22 protein-coding genes are annotated in these 24,502 nt (G+C 72.2%); 9 read left to right on the forward strand and 13 right to left on the reverse strand.

Features of this window, described 5'->3' with window-relative positions; genetic code table 11:
• Positions 1 to 22: 22 nt before the first annotated feature.
• The 3 genes from ABT070_RS34595 to ABT070_RS34605 all read left to right on the forward strand — a co-directional run bounded on the left by ABT070_RS34595 (position 23) and on the right by ABT070_RS34605 (position 3,109).
• Entirely contained in the window at positions 23 to 580 is a 558-nt protein-coding gene (locus ABT070_RS34595; protein ID WP_351766572.1) for a phage tail protein, read from the forward strand.
• Positions 581 to 1,026: 446 nt separating this feature from the next.
• Positions 1,027 to 2,358: an NADase-type glycan-binding domain-containing protein gene (locus tag ABT070_RS34600; RefSeq protein WP_451102322.1), complete on the forward strand. Its 1,332-nt coding sequence runs from the start codon at positions 1,027 to 1,029 to the stop codon at positions 2,356 to 2,358.
• 193 nt (positions 2,359 to 2,551) lie between these two features.
• Positions 2,552 to 3,109, forward strand: a complete 558-nt coding sequence (locus ABT070_RS34605) for a GtrA family protein (protein ID WP_451102321.1) — start codon at positions 2,552 to 2,554, stop codon at positions 3,107 to 3,109.
• 50 nt (positions 3,110 to 3,159) lie between these two features.
• Here ABT070_RS34605 and ABT070_RS34610 read toward each other — a convergent pair whose 3' ends face one another.
• The 3 genes from ABT070_RS34610 to ABT070_RS34620 all read right to left on the reverse strand — a co-directional run bounded on the left by ABT070_RS34610 (position 3,160) and on the right by ABT070_RS34620 (position 5,108).
• Positions 3,160 to 4,083, reverse strand: coding sequence for an RNA polymerase sigma-70 factor (locus ABT070_RS34610; protein ID WP_351766578.1), 924 nt, complete (start codon positions 4,081 to 4,083; stop codon positions 3,160 to 3,162).
• A 29-nt stretch (positions 4,084 to 4,112) separates the two neighbouring features.
• Positions 4,113 to 4,481 carry a DoxX family protein gene (locus tag ABT070_RS34615; RefSeq protein ID WP_351766580.1) on the reverse strand — a complete coding sequence of 123 codons (369 nt, stop codon included), beginning with the start codon at positions 4,479 to 4,481 and terminating at the stop codon, positions 4,113 to 4,115.
• Positions 4,482 to 4,580: 99 nt separating this feature from the next.
• Positions 4,581 to 5,108 carry a MarR family winged helix-turn-helix transcriptional regulator gene (locus ABT070_RS34620; RefSeq protein WP_351766582.1) on the reverse strand — a complete coding sequence of 176 codons (528 nt, stop codon included), beginning with the start codon at positions 5,106 to 5,108 and terminating at the stop codon, positions 4,581 to 4,583.
• Between the two features lie 513 nt (positions 5,109 to 5,621).
• Between ABT070_RS34620 and ABT070_RS34625 the strand changes: the two genes are divergently transcribed.
• Positions 5,622 to 7,079: a sensor histidine kinase gene (locus ABT070_RS34625; protein WP_351766583.1), complete on the forward strand. Its 1,458-nt coding sequence runs from the start codon at positions 5,622 to 5,624 to the stop codon at positions 7,077 to 7,079.
• A 199-nt stretch (positions 7,080 to 7,278) separates the two neighbouring features.
• Here ABT070_RS34625 and ABT070_RS34630 read toward each other — a convergent pair whose 3' ends face one another.
• From ABT070_RS34630 to ABT070_RS34650, 5 genes are all read right to left on the reverse strand, one after another.
• Positions 7,279 to 8,571, reverse strand: a complete 1,293-nt coding sequence (locus ABT070_RS34630; RefSeq protein WP_351766585.1) for an LCP family protein — start codon at positions 8,569 to 8,571, stop codon at positions 7,279 to 7,281.
• A gap of 394 nt (positions 8,572 to 8,965) precedes the next feature.
• Positions 8,966 to 10,120 carry a hypothetical protein gene (locus ABT070_RS34635; protein ID WP_351766588.1) on the reverse strand — a complete coding sequence of 385 codons (1,155 nt, stop codon included), beginning with the start codon at positions 10,118 to 10,120 and terminating at the stop codon, positions 8,966 to 8,968.
• A gap of 44 nt (positions 10,121 to 10,164) precedes the next feature.
• Entirely contained in the window at positions 10,165 to 11,889 is a 1,725-nt protein-coding gene (locus ABT070_RS34640; RefSeq protein ID WP_351766589.1) for a lysyl oxidase family protein, read from the reverse strand.
• Between the two features lie 199 nt (positions 11,890 to 12,088).
• Positions 12,089 to 14,248, reverse strand: coding sequence for a TerD family protein (locus ABT070_RS34645; RefSeq protein WP_351766630.1), 2,160 nt, complete (start codon positions 14,246 to 14,248; stop codon positions 12,089 to 12,091).
• A gap of 178 nt (positions 14,249 to 14,426) precedes the next feature.
• Positions 14,427 to 15,329 carry a hypothetical protein gene (locus ABT070_RS34650; RefSeq protein ID WP_351766590.1) on the reverse strand — a complete coding sequence of 301 codons (903 nt, stop codon included), beginning with the start codon at positions 15,327 to 15,329 and terminating at the stop codon, positions 14,427 to 14,429.
• A gap of 111 nt (positions 15,330 to 15,440) precedes the next feature.
• Here ABT070_RS34650 and ABT070_RS34655 point away from each other — a divergent pair, with 111 nt between their 5' ends.
• The 3 genes from ABT070_RS34655 to ABT070_RS34665 all read left to right on the forward strand — a co-directional run bounded on the left by ABT070_RS34655 (position 15,441) and on the right by ABT070_RS34665 (position 17,894).
• Complete coding sequence (locus tag ABT070_RS34655) at positions 15,441 to 15,959, forward strand: GNAT family N-acetyltransferase (RefSeq protein ID WP_351766591.1); 519 nt, start codon at positions 15,441 to 15,443, stop codon at positions 15,957 to 15,959.
• Between the two features lie 4 nt (positions 15,960 to 15,963).
• Positions 15,964 to 16,983, forward strand: coding sequence for a glycoside hydrolase family 26 protein (locus ABT070_RS34660; protein WP_351766593.1), 1,020 nt, complete (start codon positions 15,964 to 15,966; stop codon positions 16,981 to 16,983).
• A 62-nt stretch (positions 16,984 to 17,045) separates the two neighbouring features.
• Positions 17,046 to 17,894, forward strand: a complete 849-nt coding sequence (locus tag ABT070_RS34665; RefSeq protein WP_351766594.1) for a M23 family metallopeptidase — start codon at positions 17,046 to 17,048, stop codon at positions 17,892 to 17,894.
• Positions 17,895 to 17,927: 33 nt separating this feature from the next.
• On the opposite strand, the gene ABT070_RS34670 is transcribed toward ABT070_RS34665, so the two are convergent.
• The gene (locus tag ABT070_RS34670; protein WP_351766596.1) at positions 17,928 to 18,416 is read right to left on the reverse strand and encodes a DUF7144 family membrane protein; all 489 of its coding nucleotides are present in this window, start codon (positions 18,414 to 18,416) and stop codon (positions 17,928 to 17,930) included.
• Positions 18,417 to 18,678: 262 nt separating this feature from the next.
• Between ABT070_RS34670 and ABT070_RS34675 the strand changes: the two genes are divergently transcribed.
• Both ABT070_RS34675 and ABT070_RS34680 read left to right on the forward strand, forming a co-directional pair.
• The gene (locus ABT070_RS34675; RefSeq protein ID WP_351766597.1) at positions 18,679 to 19,209 is read left to right on the forward strand and encodes an FxLYD domain-containing protein; all 531 of its coding nucleotides are present in this window, start codon (positions 18,679 to 18,681) and stop codon (positions 19,207 to 19,209) included.
• A gap of 110 nt (positions 19,210 to 19,319) precedes the next feature.
• Positions 19,320 to 20,165: a hypothetical protein gene (locus ABT070_RS34680; RefSeq protein WP_351766598.1), complete on the forward strand. Its 846-nt coding sequence runs from the start codon at positions 19,320 to 19,322 to the stop codon at positions 20,163 to 20,165.
• 13 nt (positions 20,166 to 20,178) lie between these two features.
• Here ABT070_RS34680 and ABT070_RS34685 read toward each other — a convergent pair whose 3' ends face one another.
• From ABT070_RS34685 to ABT070_RS34700, 4 genes are all read right to left on the reverse strand, one after another.
• On the reverse strand, positions 20,179 to 21,531 hold the full coding sequence (locus ABT070_RS34685; RefSeq protein WP_351766632.1) for a dipeptidase: 1,353 nt from the start codon (positions 21,529 to 21,531) through the stop codon (positions 20,179 to 20,181).
• A gap of 2 nt (positions 21,532 to 21,533) precedes the next feature.
• Positions 21,534 to 21,971 (reverse strand): hypothetical protein, encoded by a 438-nt coding sequence (locus ABT070_RS34690; RefSeq protein WP_351766599.1) that lies wholly within the window; start codon positions 21,969 to 21,971, stop codon positions 21,534 to 21,536.
• Positions 21,968 to 23,431 (reverse strand): glutamate/gamma-aminobutyrate antiporter GadC, encoded by a 1,464-nt coding sequence (gene gadC / locus ABT070_RS34695; RefSeq protein ID WP_351766601.1) that lies wholly within the window; start codon positions 23,429 to 23,431, stop codon positions 21,968 to 21,970. Before gadC ends, ABT070_RS34690 begins: the two co-directional genes overlap by 4 nt.
• A 299-nt stretch (positions 23,432 to 23,730) precedes the next feature.
• Positions 23,731 to 24,429 (reverse strand): DUF6445 family protein, encoded by a 699-nt coding sequence (locus ABT070_RS34700; RefSeq protein WP_351766634.1) that lies wholly within the window; start codon positions 24,427 to 24,429, stop codon positions 23,731 to 23,733.
• Between the last annotated feature and the right edge of the window lie 73 nt (positions 24,430 to 24,502).

Raw genomic sequence — 24,502 nt, forward strand, 5'->3', positions numbered from 1 at the left:
ACTCACGGAAGGGAACGGGGCGTTGAGGGGCTCGGTGGACGGACTCGGCTCCTCCGTCCCGATCGGCGCGATGCTGCCGGCCGTCTTCGCCGACGACGACCTGGCACAGCGCTTCGTCGAGGGCCTGGACGAGGTGATGGCCCCCATCCTCAACGTCCTTGACTGCCTTCCCGCCTACTTCGACCCGGCCCTCGCCCCGGTCGACTTCACCCGTTGGCTGGCGAGCTGGGTCGGCGCGGAGACCGACGGCACGGAACCGGAACCGAGGCTGCGGGCCGCGGTCGCGGCGGCCGCGTACCTGCACCGGGTCCGCGGTACCCGGCGCGGTCTGTCGGAGGCGGTCCGGCTGGCCTTCGGCGTGGAGCCGGAGATCTCCGAGAGCGGCGGCGCCGACTGGAGCGCCCGGCCGCTCGGTCCCGTCCCCGGCGAACCCCGGCCGCACCTGCACGTCACGGTCCGCCTGCCCGACCCCGGCCCGGCGGACGAACACCGCCTGGACACCCTCGTGGCCGCCGCCCGCCCCGCCCACATGCCGTACACGGTCAAGGTGACCGCCGCCGAAAGGACCCCGGAGAGATGACCACCCAGAACTGCGCCGAGTGCGGCACGCGGGCCGAGCCCGGCCAGTCGTTCTGTGACGCCTGCGGCGCCGTACTGAGCTGGACGGACCGCCCCGCGGCCCGCCCCGGCACGGCCACCGGGTCAGGCTCCGGGGCGGGCTCCGGCTCGACCCCCGGCACCGGATCCGGGCCGGATGCCGGGCCCGGGACGGGCTCCGGCGCGGGAACGGGCTCCGCCTTCGGGACAGGTTCCGGTGCCGGTGCCGGGTCCGCGACGGGTGACGGCTCCGGGACGGGCTCGGCCTACGGGTCCGGGGCAGCAGCCGGATCCACGTACGGCCCCGGGGCAGGGGCAGGGGCAGGGGCAGGATCGGCTCACGGGTCCGGCGGCTCCGGCTCGGTCTCCGGACCCGGCTCGGCCTCGGCGTACGGGTCCGGGTCGGCGGCCGGTGCCGACGCCGGGGGTGTGGGCGGCGGCTCCGGAGCCGGGTACCGCTCCGCGGAGAGCACGCGCGAGCCGTCGGGCGCCGCGGCACCGGAGGCCGGCGCGGTCTCCCGTACGGCTTCCACCACCGCACCCGCCGCCACCGCTCCCGCTCCCGCCGGCACCGCTCCCGCCGCCGTCTCCGGTACGGCGGTGACGAACGCGCCGGCACCCGCCCCGCCGCACCCCGCGCCCGAGCCCACGACCCAGGCCGCCGCCCCGGCCGCCGACAACGACGACTACGACCCGGACGACGAGGACACCACGGAAACTCCCCTGCCGGTCATCCCGCCGGAGGACGGCACCGCCGCTCCGTCAGGCCCAGCACCGGCCCCCGCGCACGCTCCCGCCCCCGACCAGACCGCCCCCACCACGCCCGTACCGGCGGCGGCCGCCCCCGCTCCCGTACTCGGCGACACGATGGCCGCCCGGGCCCGCTCCCTCCTGGTCCCCGTGGCCGACGCGGAGCCCCGGCCGGCCGCACCTCCGTCCGTGGCCCCGGTCCTGCCGGGCAGGCCGATCGCCGACCGGCCGCAGGTACGCGCGCCCGGCCCCGTCCAGGGCGAGCAGTACGGCGTCGCGTGCCCCTGGTGCGCCACCCCCAACAACCCCGACCGGCACTTCTGCGTCCGCTGCGCGATGCCGATGACGCTGGAGGACCGCTCCTCCGTCCGCCTCCCGTGGTGGCGCCGCCTGTTCAACCGCAACGGCGTGACCCCCTGGGCCGGCGACCGCCCGCGTCTGCGCCGTACGTTCGACCGCATCCTCAGCTGGGTGGTCGCGGCGGTCGTCATCACCCTCGTGATCATCGCGGGAGTGAACACGCCGGCCGCGATCCAGGCCACCCGCGACCACTTCGCCAAGCGCGCCCCGGTCGCCCCGGACTCGTTCGCGGCCTCGCGTTCCTACCCGGGACACAAGCCGGAACTGGCCTTCGACAAGATCAACAACAGCTGGTGGGGCCCCGGTGTCTCACAGTCGGGCGAGGGCGAGTGGATCGAGGCCCGCTTCGACGAGCCGACCCGCCTGCTGGACCTGATCATCACCTCGGGCACGTCGGTCCGCCCCGACCAGCTCAGCCAGTCGGCCCTCCCGCACCGCATCAAGGCGACGATCACCCTCAAGAACGGCAAGACGACGACCCGGCAGATCACCCTGGACCAGAGCTCGGGGGGCCAGCGCCGCGCCTTCCGCGTGGGCGAGGTCACCAAGGTCCGCTTCACGATCGAGTCGTCGTACATGGCCTCCGGGAGCAAGCAGGTGTCGATAGCCGAGATCGAGTTCTTCGGCAGGTCGAGCGCCAACTCGACGTGACGGTCCGGCGGTCCGGCGGTCAGACGGCCTGACCTGGTGGTTCAGGGCCCTGGGTGATCGGGAGGGAAGCCTCCCCCGATCACCCGGGGCCCTTCCTTTCGAACGTGTACTTGCGTAAGTCAAGCAAGCTATTTATAGTTGCCTGAGTTAAGCAAGCTAGTTCACCGCCGCGGAAGGAACCACCGTGAAGTCGCTGACCTCCTTCGCCCGCTTCGTGGCCTTCGGCGGCGGTACCGGAGTCCTCTCCAGCCTGGCCGTGCCGCTGCTGGCGGTGCTGATGCCGTGGACCCTGTCGAACGCGCTGATCACCATCGCCTCGACCGTCCTGTGCACCGAGCTGCACGCCCGTTACACCTTCCGCACCGGCCGCCGCGCGGGCCTGCGCCGGCACTGGCAGTCGGCGGGCTCGGCGGCCGCCGCCTACGCGGCGACCTCCGTGGCCGTACTCGCCCTCCACGCGATCCAGCCCACCCCCGGCATGCTCACCGAGCAGCTCGTCTACCTCTCGGCTTCGGGCCTCGCGGGCATCGTCCGCTTCGTGATCCTGCGCCTGTTCGTCTTCGCGACAGCCACCGACACCACGGGTGCCGACGTGACCGGCACCGACGACGAGACGACGAGGGCGAACGGCGCGAACGTGCCGACCGGGGCGAACAGGCCGGCCGGGCCGGCCAAGGTCACGACGATCACCCGCCCCCGCCGTCAGCCCGCCCCCGCCGCCGGACTGACGGCGGCCCTCAGCCCGAGCTGACCGAGGCGCGGGCCGCGCGGGTCTCACGGGTCGTGCGGGTGCTCACGCCCTCACCCCGCAGGCCGGCGTACCCTCCGCGCTTCGCGGTCGACCGCCCAGGCGTCCGCCACCGGGCCCAGGTGCCCGAGCTTGTCGGGGTTGATCACCAGGCTGATCGCCCGGATCCGCCCGTCGAGCACGTCGAGCGCCAAGGTGTGGAGCACCCTGCCGTCCCGGTCGCGGAAGATCGCGCCGGGCTGGCCGTTGATCTCGTGCGGCTCGAACGTCACGTCGATCCGGGTCACCAGGTCGAAGGCGGTGGCGAGCAGCCGGGCCACGTTCTCGGCGCCGACGACGGACCTGGCCAGCTGCGGTGCCCGGCCGCCGCCGTCGCCGACCATCGCCACGTCGGCGGCGAGCAGCTTCTGAAGGCCGGCGACATCGCCTTCACGGAGGGCGTCGAAGAACCCGGACGCCAGTTCCTCCCGCTCTCTGCGGTCCGCCGCGAAGCGGGGCCGGCCCTCGGCCATGTGACGCCTGGCCCGCACCACGAGCTGGCGGCACGCCGCCTCCGAACGCCCCACGGCCGCCGCGACCTCGGGGAACCCGAACGCGAACACCTCCCGCAGCACGAACACCGCCCGCTCGAGCGGGCTGAGCCGCTCGAGCAGCAGCAGGGCCGCCACCGACACCGAGTCCGCCAGTTCCGCCGACCGCGCCGGATCCTCGTAGGGGTCGCTGAGCAGCGGCTCCGGGAGCCACTGCCCGACGTACTCCTCCCGCCGCACGCGGGCCGAACGCAGCACGTCGATCGAGAGCCGGGTCACCACGGCCGAGAGGAAGGCCTTGGCCGACGCGGGCGCGGCCGAGGTGGTCTCGAAGCGCAGCCAGGTCTCCTGGACGGCGTCCTCGGCCTCACCGACACTGCCGAGGATCCGGTAGGCGATCGAGAACAGCAGCGGGCGCAGCTCCTGGAACTCCTCGGTCCTGCCCATGCCGGCTCCTCCGTGCAATCACCCCGCGGTCAGAGGCCGAAGCGGCCCCAGGCGATGAATGCCGCGCAGGCGAGATAGACCAGGTTCAGTGCCACCAACCCGGACTCGCCGAGGCGGCCGTGGGTCATCATCGCGCCGACCATCAGCAAGATCCAGCAGACGGCGGTCACCGGCACCAGAATCGGCGCGATACCGAGCGCGGCAGGCAGGATCAGGCCTGCCGCGGCCAGCAGCTCCAGGATGCCGAGGGTCTTGACGAAGGGGACGCCCACGTCGGCGGTCCATCCCCCGCCGTGGGCGGCGGCCAGCGTCTCCTTGGGCACGAACGTCTTGGTGACGCCACCGGCCAGGGCTACGGCGGCCAGCAGTCCGGCGGCGATCCACAGCGCGAGGTCCATCGTCCACTCCTTGATCGAAGGCTTGTTCCTTCCGCACCCCCTAGGACGAGACAGCGGCCTCCGCCTGTGACATCCGCACCGGGCGAACGTCCGGGGACCTCACGCGCCGGGCGGACCGCCCCGCGCCCCCATGTCCCCCGGCTCGTCCAGCGCCGCCTCCGTGTGGGCGACGAAGTCGTCGACGAGGCGGTGGAAGAGGGTGGCGAGCAGCCGCAGGTCGTCCGGCGCCCAGTCGGCCAGGGCGAGGCTCATACCCCGGCGGCCGACGTCCCGTACGCGGCCGAACGCGACCCGGCCCGCGTCGGTGAGCTGGATGAGCTGGGCCCGCCGGCCCTCCGGGTCGGGAAAGCGGACCACGAAGCCGGACGTCTCCAACTGCCTCAGCTGCCGGGTGACATGAGAGGCCTCCACGGACAGCCGCACGGCGAGCATCCCGGGGCGCAGCGGCTCGCTCTCGGCGAGATGCCGGAGGATCGCCACGGCGGCCCGGTCCAGCGGGATTCCGGCGAGCGCCATCAGCCGGTCGTGCCGACGGGCACGGGTCGCCAGGTAGGTGATGCGGGTGAGCACCCGCTCCACGGCGATCACATCTTCGGGGACGGGCGTTGCGGGCGACGGTATCGGCATCCGTTCACCGTACAGATAGTTGCCTAACTCAAGCAAGATGGACAATCAATTGCTTGACTTAAGTAAATCATCATGGTTGCCTAACTCAAGCAACTAAGAGCACCACGCACGAGCCCCCTCGATCCGCCGGAGCGTCTCTCATGCCGCACGCCACCATCGCCCCCGCCCGGAAGCACCGCGTCCGCCGCCCGGCGCTCGACCGCGCCGGTGCCGGTGCCGGCACCGTACGCCCCACCCCTGCCTACGCCTACGCCGCTGCCCCTGCCCTTGCCGCTGCCTCTGCCCCCGCCCCTGCCTCTGCCCCCGCCCGGAGCGTCCTGCCGCTCTGGCAGGCGCTCCTTCCCGGCGGCGCCGTGACCACGGCGGGAGCCCGTCCGTGACCGCTCATCCGGCGTTCCTCCTCCTGCTCCTCGCCGTCGCGGTCGGCACCTCCGCGCTGGTCACCGCCTGGCACGGCTGGGGCCACCGCACCGGCTGACCCGCCACCCCCACTCGCAACAGGAACCCCTCCCCATGCGCTCCCAGCCCCCCGCCTCCTCCCAGGCCCAGTCCCAGTCCCAGTCCCAGGCTCAGGCCCTCTCGCAGCCTCTCTCGCAGCCTCTCTCGCCGCCCGCCGGAGCCGTCGGTCCCCCGAGCCCGCCGTTCGCCGGTGGCCACCCCCGGTCCTCCGACGCGGTTCTCGCCGCCGCCCTCTTCGCCTGTTCGTTCCCGGGCAGCGTGATCACCTTCCCCGGCCAGGACCTGGGCGTCCCCTGGTGGCCGGGTGTGGTGCTGGCCGGCGTCTCCTGCGCGGCGCTGGTCCGGCGCCGCGACCGCCCGCGCGGCACCGTCGTCGTGACCCTCGCCTGCGCCGTGGCCGCCTCCGCGCTCGGGTACCTGCTCACGGTGCTGCTGCTGGCGCCCCTGATGGCCGCGCTGTACTCCCTCGCCGCGTCCACCGAGCGCAGGACCGCCAACACCTTCGCCTTCACCGGCATCGTCCTGCTGGTCGGCGTCGGTCTGCCGTCGGGGCCGGCGGGCGAACCGCTGGTCCTCAAGCTGCTCGGCCCCGCCGCCTGGCTGCTGCTGCCCACCGCGCTGGGGACGGTGACCCGGCTGCGCGCCGCCTGTCTGGACGCCGTCCGGGCCCGCGCCGAGCACGTCGAACGCACCCGGGAGGAGGAGACCCGCCGCCGGGTCACCGAGGAGCGGATGCGGATCGCCCGTGACCTGCACGACGTCGTCGCCCACCACCTGGTCCTGGCCGGACTCCAGGCCGGTGCGGTGGCCCGGCACCTCCCCGCCCGCCCCGAGGAGGCCGCGCGCCTCACCGCCGAGCTGACCGGCACCACCGCCTCGGCCCTGCGCGAACTCAAGTCCACCGTCGGCCTGTTGCGCCGGGCGGACACGAGCGAAGCCGACGAGCCGAGGAATCCCGGCGAGCAAGGAGAACACGGGATGCACGGGGAGCAAGAGGAGCACGGGGAGCACGCCGGGCCCGTGGGGTCGGTTGGGCTCCTGGGGTCCGCCGCGTCTGCGGGATCCGTGGGGGCCGCGGGGTCCGTGGGGTCCACCCCCGGGCTTGCTCAACTGCCGCAGCTGGCGGCCTCCTTCGCGGGCGCGGGCCTCGGGGTCACACTCCACACCGAGGGCGAGCCCGGCCCGATCACCGCCGGCGCGGAACTCACGGCGTACCGGATCGTGCAGGAGGCCCTCACCAACGTCACGAAGCACGCGGGGGCCCGTACGGCGGCCGTACGGCTCGTCTACACGGAGGATCAGCTGACGGTCGCGGTCACCGACGACGGCGGCGCGCATCCGAGGGTCCCCGCCTCCGGGGGCGGCGGCGGATACGGCCTCATCGGCATGCGGGAGCGGGCCCGCTCGGCGGACGGCCGGGTCCGTACGGGGCATCGGCCCGGCGGCGGCTTCGAGGTAGTCGCCGAACTGCCCCTGTGCGCACGGAGAACGAACGAGTCCCACCCCGCCTGACACGGGATGGGACTCGTTCGACATGGAGCGCCGGGCAGGCCTTGCACCTGCATTTCCCCGCAGGAAGCGGGGCGTCTTTCCTTGGACCACCAACGCAGAGGTCGTTCACCGTTTTTCTTTCCGGTGACCGGCTCAAGATCAAGCTTACCGCATCTCCGGGGTGCTCTTGACCATGTACATCGTCAGGCCCAAAACCTCGTCAGGCGACGTCGCCGACCTTCAACTCGGGTCCCACGACGAGGGTGATGACGCCCGGGGCGGCCGAGGCGTCGGCGGTGGCCGACCGGCCCGGCAGCCGGGAGGCGAGGACGGCGGCCTGGCCGTCGAGGCCCGTCGGATAGGTGACCGTCGTTCTGGCCACCGTCTTGGGGGCGTTGCCCGTGCCGGTGACGGTGTAGCCGGCGTCCTTCAGCTTCTCCGCGACGGCGGCGGCGCGCCCGGAGACCCCGGTGCCGTTGAGGACCTGGACCCGCACGCTGGAGGCGTACACCACGTTCTTCTTCGCCGCCTCCAACTGCGGCTTGGTGACCTCCTTGTCCTTGGCCAGGGAGGTGAACAGGTCGGCGGCCTGCGGGTACTGCCAGACCACGTTGGCCTTGTCGGTGGGCTGGTCGGCCTCCCGCCCGTAGTTGGGCACGGTGAGGAAGCTCAGACGGTCGCTCGGTATCCCCTTGAGCTCGTCGGCGAGCCCGTACAGCGGCTTGATGCCCGCCATGTCGGGGTCGGTGGTGAGCGACTTGGTGATCGACTGGAGGAAGCCGTACATGGCGTCGGGGCTCGTGAGCTTGGACTTGGCCTTCTTGGCGAGAGCGTCCATGAACTCCTGCTGGCGTCCGATGCGTCCGATGTCGGAACCGTCGCCGACGCCGTAGCGGACCCGGACGTAGCCCAGCGCCTTCTCGCCCGCGACGGTCTGGCAGCCGGCCTTCATGTCCAGGTGGGCCTTGGTGTCGTGGATGGCCTGCTTCGGGCAGACCTCGATGCCGTCCAGCGCGTCGACCATGCCCTTGAAGCCGGAGAAGTCGACCGACATGAAGTGGTCGATGCGCAGACCGGTGTTGGCCTCGACGGTCTTGATGCTGCAGGCGGCGGCCTCGCCGACCTTGCCGTTGCTGCCGCCGAGCGCGAACGCCTCGTTGATCTTGAAGTGGTGCGGGGAGGACGAACTGCCGTCGCCCTTCTCGCAACTGGGTATCTCCACCCACGAGTCGCGCGGGAAGGAGACCACCGAGGCCCACTTACGGTCGGCCGGGATGTGCAGCACCATCAGCGTGTCGGACTGCATGGTGGTCAGGTCCTTGCCGTACTTGGCGTTGGCGCCGTCACGGCTGTCGGATCCGACGATCATGATGTTCTTCGAGCCGGGACTGAGGTTCTCGGGCCGGTTCTCGCCCAGCTTGTCGTCCACGTCGGCGGAGTTGATGTTGTTGTTCAGGTCGTTGTAGACCCAGGCCCCGACACCGCCCACCCCGAGGACGACCAGGGACGTCACGCCCGCGCCCCACGCGAGGATCCGCCCCCGCCGGGTGAGTCGCGTCCTGCCGGGTCCGCCCGTCCTGCCACCGGGTCCGCCCGTCCTGTCCCTGCCGCCTCGGCCGGCCGCCTCCACCGGAGTACGCCCACGCCTCCTCGTCCCGCTCACCGGCGCTCGCCCCTCCGCCTCGGCTGTTTCACCCCGTACACCGTGCTCGGATCGTCGGCGTTGGTCACCGCCGAACGTCGGAACCCTACACGCGTGCAGGAATACGTCTTAAAAGCACAGATGACTCAGGAGACTCACAGAGCCACCCAAGGGTTGCCCCGAAAGGGCAGGTGAAAGCGGGGCGTTCCCGGCCGCCGGCGCGGCGTGGCGACCGGGGGCGGAGCGTTCCCGGCCGTCGGCGCGGTCACCGGGGGCGGAGGGGTCCCGCCGTCCGTTCGACCTCCGGTCTCGGCGTGGGCCGGTGCCGTGCCGTGAAGGCGGGCACGTACGGCCACATGACCTGTGCGCCGGTGTGCGTCGCGGGAGTCGCCGCCCAGACGACGCCGTCGCGGTCGGTCCAGTGCGGCCAGTGGACGGCGGCGCCACGGGCCACATCGGCGCGCAGCTGCTCGACGAGGGCCGCCGGGACCTCCCCGACCCGGGGCGGCGGGGGCCGCCGGTCGGGCAGCGGGCCCCGGAAGCCGACCCCGTGACGGCGGCGCAGGAGGACGACCTCCACGACGGCGGTGACGGTGACACCGGCCGGACCCGCGAACAGGGCCGACCAGTAGGCCGAGGTCGGGTGCGCGCCGGGCAGGGCCTCGACGGTGTCGACGAGGACGTAGTGCGCGAGCGCCGTCAGCCAGACGAGCGGGACGCTCGCCAGAGGGCGGACGAGGGGGTGCCCGCCGACCCCGAAGGCGTTGCGGTGGACGAGGAAGAGGACGGACCCGAAGAACACCGTGAGCCAGGGGCCGAGGACCACCAGCAGGAGCAACCAGGCGGCGCTGTCGGGCTCGTAGTCGTAGCCGTGGATCGCCCAGAGCACGAACAGTCCGCAGAAGAGGGTCGTGATCAGCGCGGTGAGGAGCGGGCGGGCGCACAGCCGGGCCACCGTCCCCCGGGTGCCGGGGCGGGCCAGGGCGACCAGCGGGACGCAGGCCAGGAGCAGTGCCACCGGTCCGGTCGCGAGCATCAACACCGCGTCGGTGAAGCCCTGTTCCAGCGGCCCGAAGAGGTCGCCGTCCGTGAACAGGCCGATGGCGAACACCAGGATGCCCAGTCCCAGCAGCGCGCGGGGAAGCAGCAGGCGTTCGATGAGCGGGTCGGCGGCCGGCTCGACGAGGGCGGCCGCCACCGGCGGCTGCCCGAATCCGCCGAGCCCGACCGCGTCGGCCGCGCTGAACCGGAACATCGCGAACGGGCCGTAGATCCGGCGGGCGAGCCGCCAGGGCAGCAGCACGTCGACGACCGCCCGAGCACCCGGCCCGCTCGGGCGGGCCGGGGCAGGGGGGACGCGGTACGGCGGCCGGTCGTAGGCGTCGGCGGCGGCACCCGGGGGTGCGGATGAGGGGCGCATGACGCCCCTCATCCTGGCATGTGCACCGCCAACGTTCCCTTGGATTAAGGGGCGTTGATCAGGCCGACCGGCGGGACCGAGACCGTGCGGGCACCCTCGGTGCCACCGAGGACGACCTTGCGCAGGGAGACGTTGTTCTTGGTGTCGGTCTCCTGGAGGCGGTTCGCCGGGTTGGCGATGACCTGGATGTAGTAGGTGCCGTTCGGCAGGCCGGTGATGTCGAAGGACTGGCCGGGACGGTACTGGGTGTACGTGTCACCGGAGCCGACGTCGAGGACCTCCCGTACGGAGATCGAGTTCTGCTGGCCGCAGGCCGTCGACAGATCGGTGTTGTACGGGTGCCAGTTGGCGTTCTTCACCGTGTAGTCGATGGCGTCGGTGTTGGCGAGGCAGAACGCCTCCTTGCCGCTCTTGACGATCTCCTTCTGGTCGGCGGCGAGCAGCCGGTAGCTGGCGAAGTCGGTGAAGTGCCAGTGCTCGTGGCCGATGCGCGGGTCCCACTCCATGGTGCCGGCGGGCGCGTAGCCGACCTGCTTGCCCTTGGCGTCGTAGAAGTACTGGTACGAGTCCATCAGGTCCGCGCCCGGCTTGCGGAAGCCGTCCACGACGAGCGGCGCGGGGCCGGCGTTCCAGACGTTGGCGCTGAAGGCGAGGTAGTCCTTGCCGGCCACGTCGCCGTCCTCGCCGTCGGTGACCGCGATGTCCCAGGCCGGCAGCGAACGCAGGTCCGGCTTGGGCACGTTGGCCGGCACGCCCGCCCGGCCGGTGGGCCGCTTGGTGGCCGCCTTCAGGGCGGGCGCGATCCGGGAGCCGTCGGTGTGACCGGCGCCGTCACCCAGGTGATGGGCGAGACCGCGGGCCTCCAGGGCGTGCGAGAGCGCGGCCGGAGTGGGGGCGTCGGCGCCACGGGGCCCGTAGTGATGCCCCATGCCTTCCATACCCTCCATGCCCTCCATGCCGGCCATGCCCGCCATGTCGTGCGAGGCGCCGTGGCTGCCGCCGGTGGCACTGTGGGCGGTAAGACCGGCCCCGCCTCCGCCTCCGCCTTCCCCGCCGTCGCGGATCTCCCGGACGGTCAGCGCGATGGTCGGCCGGTCGTCGGGGATCCCGAACAGGTCGCGGTACTTCTTCGCCACCGCCACCTTGACGGTGTACTCACCCGCGGCCAGGTCGAGCGGCCTGTCGTAGTCGAAGGCGGACGTGTTGGCCGCCCAGCCCTTCTCGACGCCCCAGACCGAGCCGAGCGTGAAGGGATTGGTGGAGCAGCTCTGCGGATAGTGCGAGGTGGCCGGGGCGTCCGGACGCAGTCGGCCGGAGGCGTTGTTCGGACAGAAGTTGCTCTTGCTCTTCTGTACCTCCACCCCGGCCGCGTTCTTGATGGAGACCTCCAGGAAGTCCGGGAAGCCGCTGAAGTCCTTGACGAGCCCGGCGGGCAGCGTCTTCGTCGTCACCTTCGTCCCGTTGCGCAGGATCTGCTGGGCGACGATCGGGTCCTTGTACGACTTACGGGTCACCTTCAGCTCCAGCGGAGCGTTGTCGACCGTGACGTACGTACCGAGGTCGAGGTAGACCCCGGAGTTCCCCTCGTACCGGTCGGCGGTCACGGCCTTCGACGCGGCGACGAGCTTGAGCTTCGGCGTCCCGGCCGGGCTCGCGGGCGCGGCCCCCGCGCCGGGAGCGGACCCGGCGACGGCGGCCACGACGGTGAGCGCGGCCCCCGCGGCGAACGCCGCGCGCTTCGGGCCCTTGTGATGTTGCGATCTGGTCATCGGTTCCTCGTCTGCGAGTGCCATGGTCAGTGGCATCGGACTGGACAGCCCACGACCCGACCGGCTCTGCAGACGCACCCCACGCGCCCCGGCCGGAACTGTGAGCACCCTGTGAGAGCCCCAAATGACCTTCCTGGGTTGCCTGTTGCGGAGAATCGGTGAAAGAACCCGGGGAAGGAGCGCCGCCCGGCGGCGGGCTTCACCCGCCCGGGTGAGCGGCCACCGCCCCGGCCGCGGGACGGCGCGGTGCCGGTTGTTCCAGATGAACGACGACGGTGGAGTGGAAGCGCTGCACGGCGTCGTCGACGCTGCGGATGAAACCGGACTCGGCGTTGCCGCGACCGCTGCCCATGCCCTTCACGAGGGTGAGCCGGAAACCGGTGATCTGCGCCCCGTCCTTGGGCAGCAGATCCGCCGGTTCCGGGCGGAGCCGCTCCAGGGTGCCGCGCGGCCCGCCCGCTCCGTCCTCGACCAGGGCCTCCACGTGCAGGTCGGCCGGCGCCTCCGCCAGTCGCCGGAGGAGCCGCTTGACCCAGGTCAGCGGATAGCCCTGGTCGGGCACGGGGATCTCCACGGACGTACGCAGCCGGCCGGTGCGCAGGTCGGCGCCGACCGCCAGCACCCCGGGCGTCCCCTCGATCCGCAGCTCCGCCCGCACCTTCCCCTCCGCGCACAGCTCGTCGGCCATCCGCGCCCTTCTCGCACCGGGGTCGGTTCCCCGCCGGGCGCGCTGGACGGGCAGCACCTTCTGCCCGAGCTCGCCGCCGAGCCCCAGACACACCTGCCGGATGAGCCGCTCCCAGCTCTCCACGACCTCCAGGGCCCGCGCGTCGCCCGGGCACAGCGTCTCGTCGTCGATGCCCTTGCGTACGGGAACCCAGGCCGCGCCCATGTTCTGGAAGCCGTGGCAGCCCGAGTTGTCGTGCTGGAGGTAGTGCAGGAGTTCCTGGAGCAGCCAGGCGTGCGCGCTGTTGCCGACGCCCTCGTGCCGGATGAGCAGCTGGGCCTGGTGGGCCACCTCGGCCCAGGACAGGTGGCGGAGGGCCACCTTGTGCTTGCGCCGGCCGTCGATCTTGACGTCGACGAGCGGACTGCCCTCGAGCGCGACGTCGTTGGAGATGGTGATGACGGCCTCGTAGCCCCGCCGCGTGGCGATGTCCATGTAGGCCTGCACCTGCTCGGGCCGCAGCGCGTTGCCGTTGGTCTTGGTCTCGACCAGCGCGGTCCACAGCTTGCCGGCGCGTTCGACGCGGATGACGCCGTCCGGACGCCGCGGGGTCTCGCCGTGCGGCAGGGACACCTCGGTGAAGGTCTCCATGCGGCCGGCCGGTGCGCCGAAGGCGGCCGTGAGCCGCCGCCCGAACTCCGGGACCTGCGCCATCACCGACAGCAGTACCGAGGTGGCCCGGGTCTCCCGGTCGCGGTCGCTCTTGAGCGCGGAGACCGGGAAGAGCCGGGCGCCCCTCCACGACTCGTTCTCCGCGAGGGACTTCTTCGGCGTCCTCGGCAGGGTGACCTTCTTCTTGGCGGTGCGGGGCCGTGCGGTGGCCCTGTCCGGCTCGGCGTCGTCGGCGGCCTGGCGTGGGGCGGGTACGGCCGGGAGCGGGTCGGACGGGAGCGGGTCGGACGGGAGCGGGTCGGACGGACGACGGCCGGGGTCGACCGGCGCGGAGCCGTCGGCCCCTCCCGAGTCGGTGCCCAAGACGCCGGTGCCGGACTCCGAAGCGGATTCGGCCTCGGATTCCGTCTCGGACTCGGGCTCGGACTCGTAGCCGACGGCGGAGAGGGCGTCGGGGTGGGAGGCGTCCGCCTCGTCGCCGGCGTCGTCGTCGATGTCGACGCCGAAGTCCATCGCGAGGCCGGCCAGACCGGTGTCGTATCCCTGCCCGACCGCCCGGAACTTCCACTCCTCCCCGCGCCGGTACAGCTCGCCGAAGATGAACGCGCTCACCGAGCCGGCGTCCTCGATGGCGAACCGCAGCAGCTCCTCACCCGCCCCGTCGGCCAACGTGACCCGGAGTTCCTCCAGTTCACCGAAGCGGGCGCCCTCGTACCGACTGGCGGCGACGACGATCCGGTCCACCTCGGCCGGAATCGCCGTCAGGTCGAATCCGATCCGGTCCTCGCTGCCCTCACCCGAGGGCACCTTGCCCAGGAGCTGCACGCTGCCGTCCGGGGCGACCGGGTGGTTGTAGAAGTAGAAGTCGGCGTCGCTGCGCACCTTCCCCTTCGCGTCGAGCAGGAGTACGGAGACATCCGCGTCGCCTTCGCCGGTCGGACTGGCCCACCCCAGGCTCACGACCACCGCGTCCGTGTTCTCGCTCAGAGCCGCCAAACCCACGTTGGCGCCCTTGACCATCTCGTGCACTAGCCCCCCTAGCGACCGCACTGATGTGACGCGCGCCACATGTGACGCACGGTGGGACTCTAGTGCCAGGAGGGTGAATCTCGGGGCGATCCGCCGGAAATCCGCACGGTGACGGCCGGGGAGGCCGTCGCCGTGCGGGATGGGAGCCGGTGGCCCGGCGAGCGGAGCGTCAGAGGTTGTAGCGGGGCTTCAGGTGGCGCCAGAAGTCTCGGAGCATCCACTTGTCGAAGTCGGTGATCTGGGTGGCGCTGCCCGCGTTCATCAGGAAGCAGCACTGGCCGGTCGGGGTCCAGTCGTAGAAGTCGTCGAGGCCGAAGGTGTGGCCGACTTCGTGCAGGTAGATGTGGATGTTCTCCTGGTTGAGGACGCCGGTGAAGTACTCCTGGCCGACGCGCTGGCCCCAGTCGCCGCCGGCGCCGCCCTGGAAGCCCTTGGTGAGCCAGAGGGACTGGTCGTAGTGGCGGGCGGTGCCGCCGGGGCACTTGGAGTAGTTGGCGTCCTGGTGGAAGAAGCGGCCGCAGTCGGGGGCGCACTGCGGGGCGCCGGCGCCGTCGAGGACGCCGGAGTAGATGTCGACGGAGTTGTCGGTCCACTGGAGGGTGGAGCGGTTCTTCACCGCCCAGCCGACGATGTTGACCGGGACGGTGGTGTACGGCCAGTTGTTGTAGGCCCGGCCGTTCTCCACCTGCGCCGCCATCCACTTGGCGAACTGCTTCTTCAGGGCCGCGTGGATCTGGTCGCGCAGGGTGGTGCTGACGGGGGCGTCGGACTCCCAGCGGACGCAGTAGTTGATGCTGCCCTTGTTGGCCATGACCTGGTCCCAGCCGTAGTTGCGGAAGCCGTAGAGGTCGGGGTAGGTCGTCGAGACGTGGTTCCAGACCTCGTTCAGGGGCTGGACCAGGTTGCTCGGCGGGTTCCACTCGTCGGCGGCCGCGGCTCGGGGGGCCGCGACGCCGGTCGCGTGGAAGAGGAGGGCGGTCAGTGCCGCGAGGACGGTGAGCAGTCGGGCGAGGGGCCTTGCGGGATGACGTGCGGGGTGCCGTGCCGGGTGCCGTGCGGGGGGTTTGCGCATGGTGAACTCCTCGTGTGGGGAACGGGATTCACGTGCTTCTGCGGTCGTTCGGTCATTGGTCGCCGCCGGGGCCGCAACGGGTTGCCGCTCTCCGGCCGTAGCATCTGCGCCATGGCGGACTGGGTGACCCGGCCGGCCGCGGCGGACGACGTCGAGGCCGTGGCGGAGGTGCGGGCGGTGGCGATGCGGGCCGATCTGGAGCGGCTCGGGCGCTACGACGAGCACCGGGTACGGCAGCGGCTGCGCGACGGGTTCGTGCCCGCGCACACCCGGATCATCGAGCTCGACGGCGTCCTCGTCGGCTGTGTGGCCCTGCGTCCGGCGGACGACGCGCACTGGCTGGAGCACTTCTACCTCGCGCCGCACGCCCAGGGACGCGGGATCGGGACCGCCGTCCTGCGGGAGCTGGTCGAAGCGGCCGACCGTTCGGCGCTCCGGCTGCGCCTCGACGTCCTGCGGGGCAGTGCGGCCCGCCGCCTCTACGAGCGGCACGGCTTCACGTTCGAACACGAGGACGCCGTGGACGTGTTCCTGGTGCGCGAGCCCGGTCGCCGACCCCTTTCCCGTCCCCGGTCCGGGTGGTTCCGTGACGGGTTCGGGGTGGGGGAGGGGGCGGCGGCTCCATCATGAGCCGGTGTTTCGCTCCCTTCGCTTCCTTCGCGCCCTTCGCGCCCTTCGCACCCTTCGCGCCGTTCGGGCTCCGCTGACCGCGCTTCTCGTCGCCTGCGCCCTGCTCGCCGGGCCCGCCTCCGTCCCCGTCGGGCGGGGGGTCGGCGCGCCGCCCGGGGCCTTCGGGGCGTACGTGGGGTACGACGACGCCGGTGTGCGGCGGATCGCGGCGCTCGACGGATGGCTCGGGGCGGCCACGCCCCGGGTCGGGCACGCGTATCTGCCGGGCGACCGGTGGAGCAACATCGAGGGGGCGCCCGGCTATCTGGAGTACTGGGCGCGGTGGCGGCAGGAGCGCGCCGACCGGATGTTCGTGCTCAACGTGCCGATGCTGGAGGGCACGGAGGAGCATGTGCCCGACCAGGTCGTGCGGGACGAGCTGCGCAGAGGGGCGCGCGGGGAGTACGACCGGCACTTCCGGGTGCTGGCCCGGCGGCTCGTCGCGCTCGGGGTGCCCGATGCCGTGCTGGTGGTGGGGTGGGAGATGAACGGGATCACCTACACCCATCGGTGCGGCCCCGACCCGCAGGCCTGGAAGCGGTACTGGGCGCGGATCGTCGACGCCATGCGGTCCGTGGACGGCGGGCAGCGGTTCCGGTTCGAGTTCACGCCCAGTCGCGGGCTGGACGCCGTCCCCTGGTCCGCGTGCTATCCCGGTGACCGGTACGTCGACGTCATCGGCATGGACGCCTACGACCAGCCGCACGGTGTGTCCTTCGAGGAGCAGGTCGCCGAGCCGTACGGGCTCGCCGCGCATGTGCGGTTCGCGCGGGCGCACGGCAAGCCGGTCTCGTATCCCGAGTGGGGGCTGTACCGCAACGGCGACAACCCGGAGTACGTGCGGGGCATGCTCACCTGGTTCGCCGAGCACCGGCCGCTGTACCAGACCATCAGCGACTACTGCCCGCACGGTGTGTGGCGGTGCTCCGGCAATCCACGGTCGTCGGCCGTGTACCGCTCGCTGGTCGGGGGGCCGTTCGGCTGAACCCGGCCGCCACGCGGGCCGCGTGCCGTTCCCGGCCGGGCCACCGGTCCGATGATCACACGATGGGACGAGAACACCACGCGCGTCTCCCGCACACGCGAACACACACGCGGGCGCGCCCCCGTACCGCGACCGGGGGCGCGACCGGGGCCGCACCGCTCGCGCTCCTGCTGCTCGTACTCCTCCTGCTCGCGCTCGCCGCCGTGCCCGCGGGAGCCGGCGGCGACGGGTTCCGCAAGGAGGCCGCCCGTGCCGTCCGCGCGCACGAACGCGCTCGCGCGCAGGTGGACCGGCTGCGCGACTCCGACGCCTCTCCCACCGAGGTCAAGGACGCCGAACGCCGTCGCAGAGCCGTCCGCGCCGGGCTGTGGGACCTGCTGTGGTCCACCGGGAGAAGCTCCGGCGACCCGGTCGCCGTCGATCCGTCCGGACGGGACAGCCGCTGTCCGTTCGGCGACCGGAGCCGCCCGCCGGAGCGGCGCGCCCGGACCTGGACGGCCCCGACCCGCCGCTACTGGCTCTCCGCGGGCTACGCCGCCAAGGGCTCCCGCTGGGCCCACCGGCACACCGGCCAGGACTTCGCCGTGGACTCCGGCACCCCCGTGTACGCCGTCGGCTCCGGCACCGTCCGCGCCACGACCTGCGGCGACGGCTTCGGCAACCAGGTCGTGATCCGCCACCGCGACGGCTACTTCACGCAGTACGCCCATCTGTCGCGCATCGATGTGCGCAAGGGCGGGCATGTGACGGCCGGCCAGCGCATCGGCCTGTCCGGCGCGACCGGCAACGTCACCGGCCCGCACCTGCACTTCGAGGTGCGGATCACCCCGTACGTCGGATCCGCGGTACCGCCGCTGCCCTGGCTGCGCCGGAAGGCCGTCCAGGTCTCCGGGGCGCCCGCGCTGCCCTGATCGCGGGCGGTGGCCGGGTGGCGCCGGGAAGTACTACGCCTGCTGGGGGCGGTAGGCGGCCAGGGCCCAGATCACGAACACGTCGATGGCGATCTGGATGACCGCCCAGAACGGCGCGTACGGCAGGAACAGGAACTGCAGGATCAGGCTCAGGGAGGCCAGCGCGATGCCGCTGATCCGGGCCCATCCTGCCCACTCGCTCCCGCTGAGCAGCCCGTAGCCGGTCACCGCGGCCACGATGCCCACGATCAGCAGGACCCAGCCCCAGCCGGTGAGGTTCATCTCGTAGACGTAGCTGCCGACGCGGGAGTAGACGTCGTCGTTGGCGATCGCGGCGATGCCCTGGAAGACGGCGAGGACACCGCTCACGAACATGAGCACGCCCCCGAACACGACCCCTCCGGCGGCCAGTCCGCTCCACTCCGACGGGGGCGGGGTCCGGCTCGGCGTACCGGTGCCCTGGTGGGACGGGTCCCACACCCGGGGCCCCTGCGACGGCTTGGAGTGCGGCTGATCACTCATGGCGCTGTCCCGTCTCTGTGCGGATGTTCGTCGGTTCGTCGGCGTTCGCCGGGTCGTGGGCGTTCGCCGGTCGTCGGCGTTCACCGGTCGTCGGCGTTCACCGGTCGTCGGCGTTATCCGGTCGTCGGCGTTCTGCACCGACCCTCCGTCCGGACGGGGGCCGCCACCACGGGGGTGCGCCGTACGGGTGACCCGGCATGCGGACCGGCGGGACCGCCCCTTCACTGGAGGAAGGCCCGCGGACCCCTCAGGAGGAGACAAGATGCGACGCACCAAGGGCGTGCTGCTGACGGCGGCAGCGATCTGCTGCGCCACCGTGCTCACCGGCTGCTCGGACGAAGACACCCCCTCGTCGGTGTCGTCCGCCGCCAGCAAGGCCGCCTCGGCGGCCGAGTCGCTGGGCAGGGAAGCCACCGCGGCCGCGTCCTCCCTCGCTTCCGGCTTCGCCTCCGAGGCGTCGTCGGCGTTCGCGTCGGCGTCGGCGTCGGCGAGCCGCGAGCTGGACGAGATCAAGGACGGCGTCGACGTGAAGTCCGACGTGAAACTCGGCACCCCGGGCACCGACCAGGACGGCCGGGCGACCGTCGAGGTCACCGTCTCCAACACCACCGACGCGTCGAAGTCCTTCGCCGTCCAGGTCGACTTCACCGACTCCTCCGGCAACCGGCTCGACACGGTCGTCACCACCGTCTCCGACGTGGCCGCGGGCAAGACCGGCAAGCAGACGGCCCACAGCAACCGCACGCTGTCCGGCCAGGTGAAGGCGGAGGTGGCCCGGGCGGTGCGGTACTGACGCGGACCGCGGAGACGTCCGTCGCGGGCCGGCTGCTGCGGGAGATCGTCACCGACCCACACCGCCTCCCCGAGCATCTGGCCCTGTTCGCGGTACGCCACCTGGGTCCGGTGGCGTACCGCACGACGTCGACCGAACCGCCGCCCACCCGAGCCCAGTTGCTCTCCCGGGGCCGCCGCGCCACGGTCACCGAGGGCGCGTTCGTGGGCGGCCCGTTCCTCGTGCTCATCCCGGTCGCGTTCTGCGCCGCCCTGCTCCGCCAGACCCGCACGATCCTGGAACTGGCCGCGCTGACCGGCCGGAACCCGACGGAACGGGACCGCGCGGCCGAACTCCTCGTCCTGCAAGGGGTGTACGACGACGTCCCCGCGGCCCGTACCGGCCTGACGGCCCACACCACAGCCGACCCACCCGGCTCCTCCGGCCACTCAGGCCGGCGCAGCCGCCCGGCCGTCCTGTGGGCGCTCACCCTGCGCATGGCCCGACTGCTCGGCCTCCTCACGCCGACCGGACCCGGCGGCCGTCCCCGCCGGGCGGCGCAGGCCGCGCGCTGGCTGCTGCTCGCCGCCGTGATCCTCGTCGGACTGGCCGCCCCGCTCGTCTGGCTGCCCTACATGGCGAACTCCTACGACCGCGCCACCACCCGGCTCAACGACCGGGCCGTCCGCTTCTACTTCCCGCTGACCGGGGCGGACGACGACATCGCGACCCCGCCCCGCCCCCGCCGCCGCCCCGACCCGGCCGCGCTCGCCGGCGCGGGCCGCGCGCTGCTGTCCCTGCTGGTACCGGTGGCGCTGACCATCGGCGTACTCGTCGCCGACCTGCGCATCGCGGGCGGCAACTGGCCGGTCCTGGGCATCGTGCTGACGGCCGCGTCGGTGGGCACGGGAGCGGTGTGGGTGTGGCGGCGGCACCGGGGGCGGGGCAGCCGCCGCGGCGACCCGGACCCGCACTGAACCGGTGGCAGGGCTAGCCCCTCGTGCTCGCGAACTCCCGCAGGAAGAGCGCCTCCACATGGGCCATGTGCTCGATCTCCGTCGGGTCGACGCTCTCGTCGGGCGCGTGGATGAGGCAGCGGGGTTCCTCCACGCCCATGAGGACGATCTCGGCGCGAGGGAAGGCGCCGGCGAGGACATTGCACAGCGGGATGGACCCGCCCTGGCCGAGAAAGGCGAGGGGTCTGCCGTAGACCTCCCGCATGGCCGTGCCGAGGGCGGTGTACGCGGGACCGTCGGTGGCGGCGCGGAAGGGCGATCCGGTGCCCTCCGGCTCGACGGTGACCCGCGCGCCCCAGGGCGCGGCCTCGGTGAGGTGCCGGGTGAGGGCCTCGCGGGCGAGGTCCGCGTCGGTGCCGGGCGGGACACGGAGGCTGACCCGGGCGCGGGCGGTGGGCGGGACGGCTGCCGCGGAGCCGACGACCGGCGGGCAGTCGATGCCGAGGACGGTGACGGCGGGCCTTGCCCACAGCCGGTCGGCGACCGTGCCGGTGCCGGTGAGCAGCACGCCGTCCAGGACGCCGGCGTCGGCGCGGAACCGGTCCTCCGGGTAACCGGCGCCCTCCCAGGTCCCGTCGCAGACCAGGCCGTTGACGCGGGTCGAACCGGTGACCGGGTCGCGCAGGGTGGAGAGCATCTGGATCAGAGCCGCGAGCGCGTCGGGGGCCGGGCCGCCGAACATGCCGGAGTGCACTTCGCCCTCGAGGGTGCGGACGGTGACGACGAGGTTGGCGAGACCGCGCAGGGTGACGGTCGCGGTGCCCGTGCCGACCTCCGCGTTACCGGTGTCGCACACCAGCAGGGCGTCGGCCAGGAACAGCTCCGGATGCTGACGGACGTACGCCTCCAGCCCGCCGGTGCCCTGTTCCTCGGAGCCCTCCGCGACGAACTTCAGCCCCACCGGGACGTCCTCGCCGAGGGCCCGCAGCGCGGTGAGGTGCATGACGATGTTGCCCTTGCAGTCGGCGGTGCCGCGCCCGTACCAGCGGCCGTCCTCGCGCTCGGTGAGCGTGAACGGCGGGGAGTTCCAGGCGGCGTCGTCGAGCGGGGGCTGCACGTCGTAGTGGCAGTACAGCAGGACGGTGGGCGCGCCGGGCGGCGGCGGCCGGTGACCGAGGACGGCGTGGCTGCCGTCCGGGGTCTCGGCGAGGTGGACGTCCCGCAGGCCGGCGTCCGTGAACGCGTCGGCGACCCACCGGGCGGCGCGGTGGCACTCCTCGGGCGGGTACTGGCGGGGGTCGGCGACGGACGGGATGGCGACCAGCTCGGCCAGGTCCGTCCTGGCGCGTCCCATCAACCCGGCGATTCTCTCGGCGAGTTCGGTCATGGTCACCGCCTCACCGTGTCATCGGTCTTCAGGTCGTCGAGCTTGTCCTGGATCCTGTCCAGCTTCTCCGGGCAGTAGATCTCCAGGATCGTGGCCTCCGCCCGGAGCGCCCTGCTGTCGCCGATGACGGGCCGCTGGCCGACGAACGCGGCCCCGTTGGACACGTTGATCTTCCACAGCGCCGACTTGAGGGCGCTCGCGGGGTCGTCGCAGACCAGGCCGCCGTCGGTGCCCAGGAGATCTGCGATCTGCGAGGTGTCGGGGCGGGGAAGGCCGGCCGCTTCGGCGGCGTCGGCGAGTTCGTTGGCCTTGGTCGCCGCCCTGCTGCTGGTCGCGATGGTCGCGTAGCGGATGAGTCCGATGACGACGAGCACGAGCAGCACGATGATCGCGCCGATGTAGATCCACTTGTGTTCGGATGCGAACCGGGTGGGACTCATGACCCCTCCTCCTCGCGGGCGGCGTCCGTCCGCCAGTCCGGCTTGCGGAACCTCAGGAAGGCCCACGGGATCAGCAGGCCGAGGATGCCCAGCCCGCAGCCGATGATGAGGACGTACGACCACACGCTGCCGCCGCCGAACTGCGAGGGCGGCACGAAGCCGATGACCATGGCCGCGGCCGAGGCCAGCAGACCGACCACGCACAGCACGTTGAGGGCGGGGACGCGGTAGCCGCGCGGGTGATCGGGCTGGTTCTTCCGCAGGCGCATCGCCGCGACGAACATCAGCAGGTAGACGATGAGATACACCTGCGTGGTGATCGTCGAGAAGATCCAGTACACGTTGGAGACGTTGGGGATGAACGCGTACCCCAGCGCGATCACCGTGGTCACCACGCCCTGCGTCACCAGGATGTTCTGCTGGACGCCGTACCGGTTCAACTGCTGGAGGAACGGCGGCAGATAGCCCTCGCTGCGGGAGATCTCCAGCAGGCCCTTGGACGGTCCGGCGAGCCAGGTCAGCATCCCGGCCAGCGACGCGGAGATCAGCATGACGGCCGCGATCGGCGTCATCCAGCCGATGTCGAAGTACGAGAAGAACGCGTCGAAGGCCTGCATCACCCCGGCGGTGAGGCTGGTCTGGTCGGCCGGCACCACCCAGCTGATGGCCAGCGCGGGCAGGATGAAGATCAGCAGCACGAGTCCCATGGCCAGGAACATCGACTTCGGGTACTCCTTCGCCGGGTTCTTCAGCGAGGACACGTGGACGGCGTTCATCTCCATGCCGGAGTACGAGAGGAAGTTGTTGACGATCAGCACCAGGCTGGCCAGGCCGGTCCACTGCGGGAGCAGGTGACTGGCCGTCATGGGCGCGGCCGAGGGGTTGCCCTGGGCGAGGAAGACCATGCCGAGCACGACGAGGATCGTGCCGGGCACGAGGGTGCCGATGACCAGGCCCCAGCTGGACAGTCCGGCAAGGGCCTTGGTGCCGCGCGAGGACACCCACACACCCGTCCAGTACAGGACCATGATCACGATCGCGGTGTAGAGGCCGCTGGAGGCGAGGGACGGATCGATGATGTACGCGATGGTGCTCGCCACGAAGGCCAGCAGGCTCGGGTAGTAGAAGATCGTCATCGCGAACTGGCACCACACGGCGAGGAACCCGAGCGGCTTGGACAGGCCCTCGCTGACCCACCGGTAGACGCCTCCGTTCCAGCCCGACGCCAGCTCCGCCGACACCAGCGCGGTCGGCAGCAGGAACACGATCGCCGGGACGAGGTAGAGGAACACGCAGGCCAGGCCGTACACGGCCATCGTCGGGGCGGCCCGCAGACTCGCCACCGACGCGGTCGTCATGAGGGCGAGGGTGAGCCAGGTGAGCCTGGGCGGGGCCGCGGATCTCGACTGCGTGCGCACCGCCTGTCTCGGCGGGTCGACGGGAACGTCCATCGAGGCCATGTGCCCTCCCGGGGTGCGGTGACCGATGGGCCCAGCGTGTCGGGAGGCGGCGACGGGCGCAGAGCGGGTGGGCCGTCCGGGTGACGGGCCACCGGCCGCCGAAGACGCCGACCCCGGCGGCGGCCCCCTGCGCGGACCGACCACCCTCGCGGGCGGGCTGTCGTCGCGGGCTTCACCGACCTGCTGAAACTGGTCACGATCGTCACGGCGATCGCGATCGGTCTGGTGACCGGCGCGGCACTCGCCGGCCGACGGGACGACGTCGTCTGAACGGCCGTCTCAGCCCGTGCCCGACGGCCTCACGCCATCCAGAAGAAGACGGCCGTCATCCGCTTCGTCTCCAGCGTCGTACCGGAGTAACCGGTCGCGCTGTGCACGAGGTTGGCGTTGTAGAGGAGCAGCCGGTTGTGCTTGTGGGGGACCCGTACGTCCTCCTCGAAGGCGTCCGGCGCGACGAACCGGGTGCCGAGCGCCTCGACGAGGTTGTTGTGCGGGGCCTGGACGACGTTGCCTCCGAGGCGCCCGCCGGGCAGGGACTGCCGGTAGAAGCTGGTGCCGCAGTCCTTGGGGACGGCCGGGTTGAGATACAGCACGGCCGCGTACCGGCACAGCGCCCGTGAGTCGGAGTGCGGCCGGGGGGTGCTCTCGCCCTCCCCCACCACCTGGATGCAGTTGTGGTTGAGGGTCCCGCCGCCGGGCGCCGTCTGCACCCACAGCTTCCCGGCCCCCGTCGCCTTCCTCACCAGCCGTTCCACCCGCCCGAGTTCACCGGCGTCCAGCCCCGGCATGGTGCGCAGTCCGGGCCAGCTCTCGGAGGTGTACGGATACCCCTCGACCCAGTCGTCCTTGGCGAGACACCGGTCACGGATCGCGGTGATGTCGGCCTCGGGGAAGACGTCGTCGATCACCCAGTAGTCGCGTCCCTTGGTGGGCTTGCGGTAGGGAAGCACGGGGAGCGTGGCGGCAGCCCTCGCGGGCTGGTGGGGCCGCTGTGGCATGAACATGAAGCGAATCTAGGTCGGGGCATCCTCATGACTCGCCCTCCCGTTCGTCCGCACTCCGCCGCGAAGT

Origin of the sequence: Streptomyces sp. NPDC002884 (genome assembly GCF_040295245.1) — a bacterium.
In the GTDB taxonomy this organism is placed as follows: domain Bacteria; phylum Actinomycetota; class Actinomycetes; order Streptomycetales; family Streptomycetaceae; genus Streptomyces.

Coding starts and splice junctions, on each gene's coding strand:
- ABT070_RS34620 (WP_351766582.1), bottom strand. CDS start 5,108: ATGCCGATACCGTCGCCCGCAACGCCCGTCCCCGAAGATGTGATCGCC.
- ABT070_RS34655 (WP_351766591.1), top strand. CDS start 15,441: ATGGCGGACTGGGTGACCCGGCCGGCCGCGGCGGACGACGTCGAGGCC.
- ABT070_RS34645 (WP_351766630.1), bottom strand. CDS start 14,248: ATGGTCAAGGGCGCCAACGTGGGTTTGGCGGCTCTGAGCGAGAACACG.
- ABT070_RS34640 (WP_351766589.1), bottom strand. CDS start 11,889: ATGACCAGATCGCAACATCACAAGGGCCCGAAGCGCGCGGCGTTCGCC.
- ABT070_RS34690 (WP_351766599.1), bottom strand. CDS start 21,971: ATGAGTCCCACCCGGTTCGCATCCGAACACAAGTGGATCTACATCGGC.
- ABT070_RS34685 (WP_351766632.1), bottom strand. CDS start 21,531: ATGACCGAACTCGCCGAGAGAATCGCCGGGTTGATGGGACGCGCCAGG.
- ABT070_RS34625 (WP_351766583.1), top strand. CDS start 5,622: ATGCGCTCCCAGCCCCCCGCCTCCTCCCAGGCCCAGTCCCAGTCCCAG.
- ABT070_RS34635 (WP_351766588.1), bottom strand. CDS start 10,120: ATGCGCCCCTCATCCGCACCCCCGGGTGCCGCCGCCGACGCCTACGAC.
- ABT070_RS34650 (WP_351766590.1), bottom strand. CDS start 15,329: ATGCGCAAACCCCCCGCACGGCACCCGGCACGGCACCCCGCACGTCAT.
- ABT070_RS34665 (WP_351766594.1), top strand. CDS start 17,046: ATGGGACGAGAACACCACGCGCGTCTCCCGCACACGCGAACACACACG.
- gadC (WP_351766601.1), bottom strand. CDS start 23,431: ATGGCCTCGATGGACGTTCCCGTCGACCCGCCGAGACAGGCGGTGCGC.
- ABT070_RS34615 (WP_351766580.1), bottom strand. CDS start 4,481: ATGGACCTCGCGCTGTGGATCGCCGCCGGACTGCTGGCCGCCGTAGCC.
- ABT070_RS34670 (WP_351766596.1), bottom strand. CDS start 18,416: ATGAGTGATCAGCCGCACTCCAAGCCGTCGCAGGGGCCCCGGGTGTGG.
- ABT070_RS34700 (WP_351766634.1), bottom strand. CDS start 24,429: ATGCCACAGCGGCCCCACCAGCCCGCGAGGGCTGCCGCCACGCTCCCC.
- ABT070_RS34675 (WP_351766597.1), top strand. CDS start 18,679: ATGCGACGCACCAAGGGCGTGCTGCTGACGGCGGCAGCGATCTGCTGC.
- ABT070_RS34610 (WP_351766578.1), bottom strand. CDS start 4,083: ATGGGCAGGACCGAGGAGTTCCAGGAGCTGCGCCCGCTGCTGTTCTCG.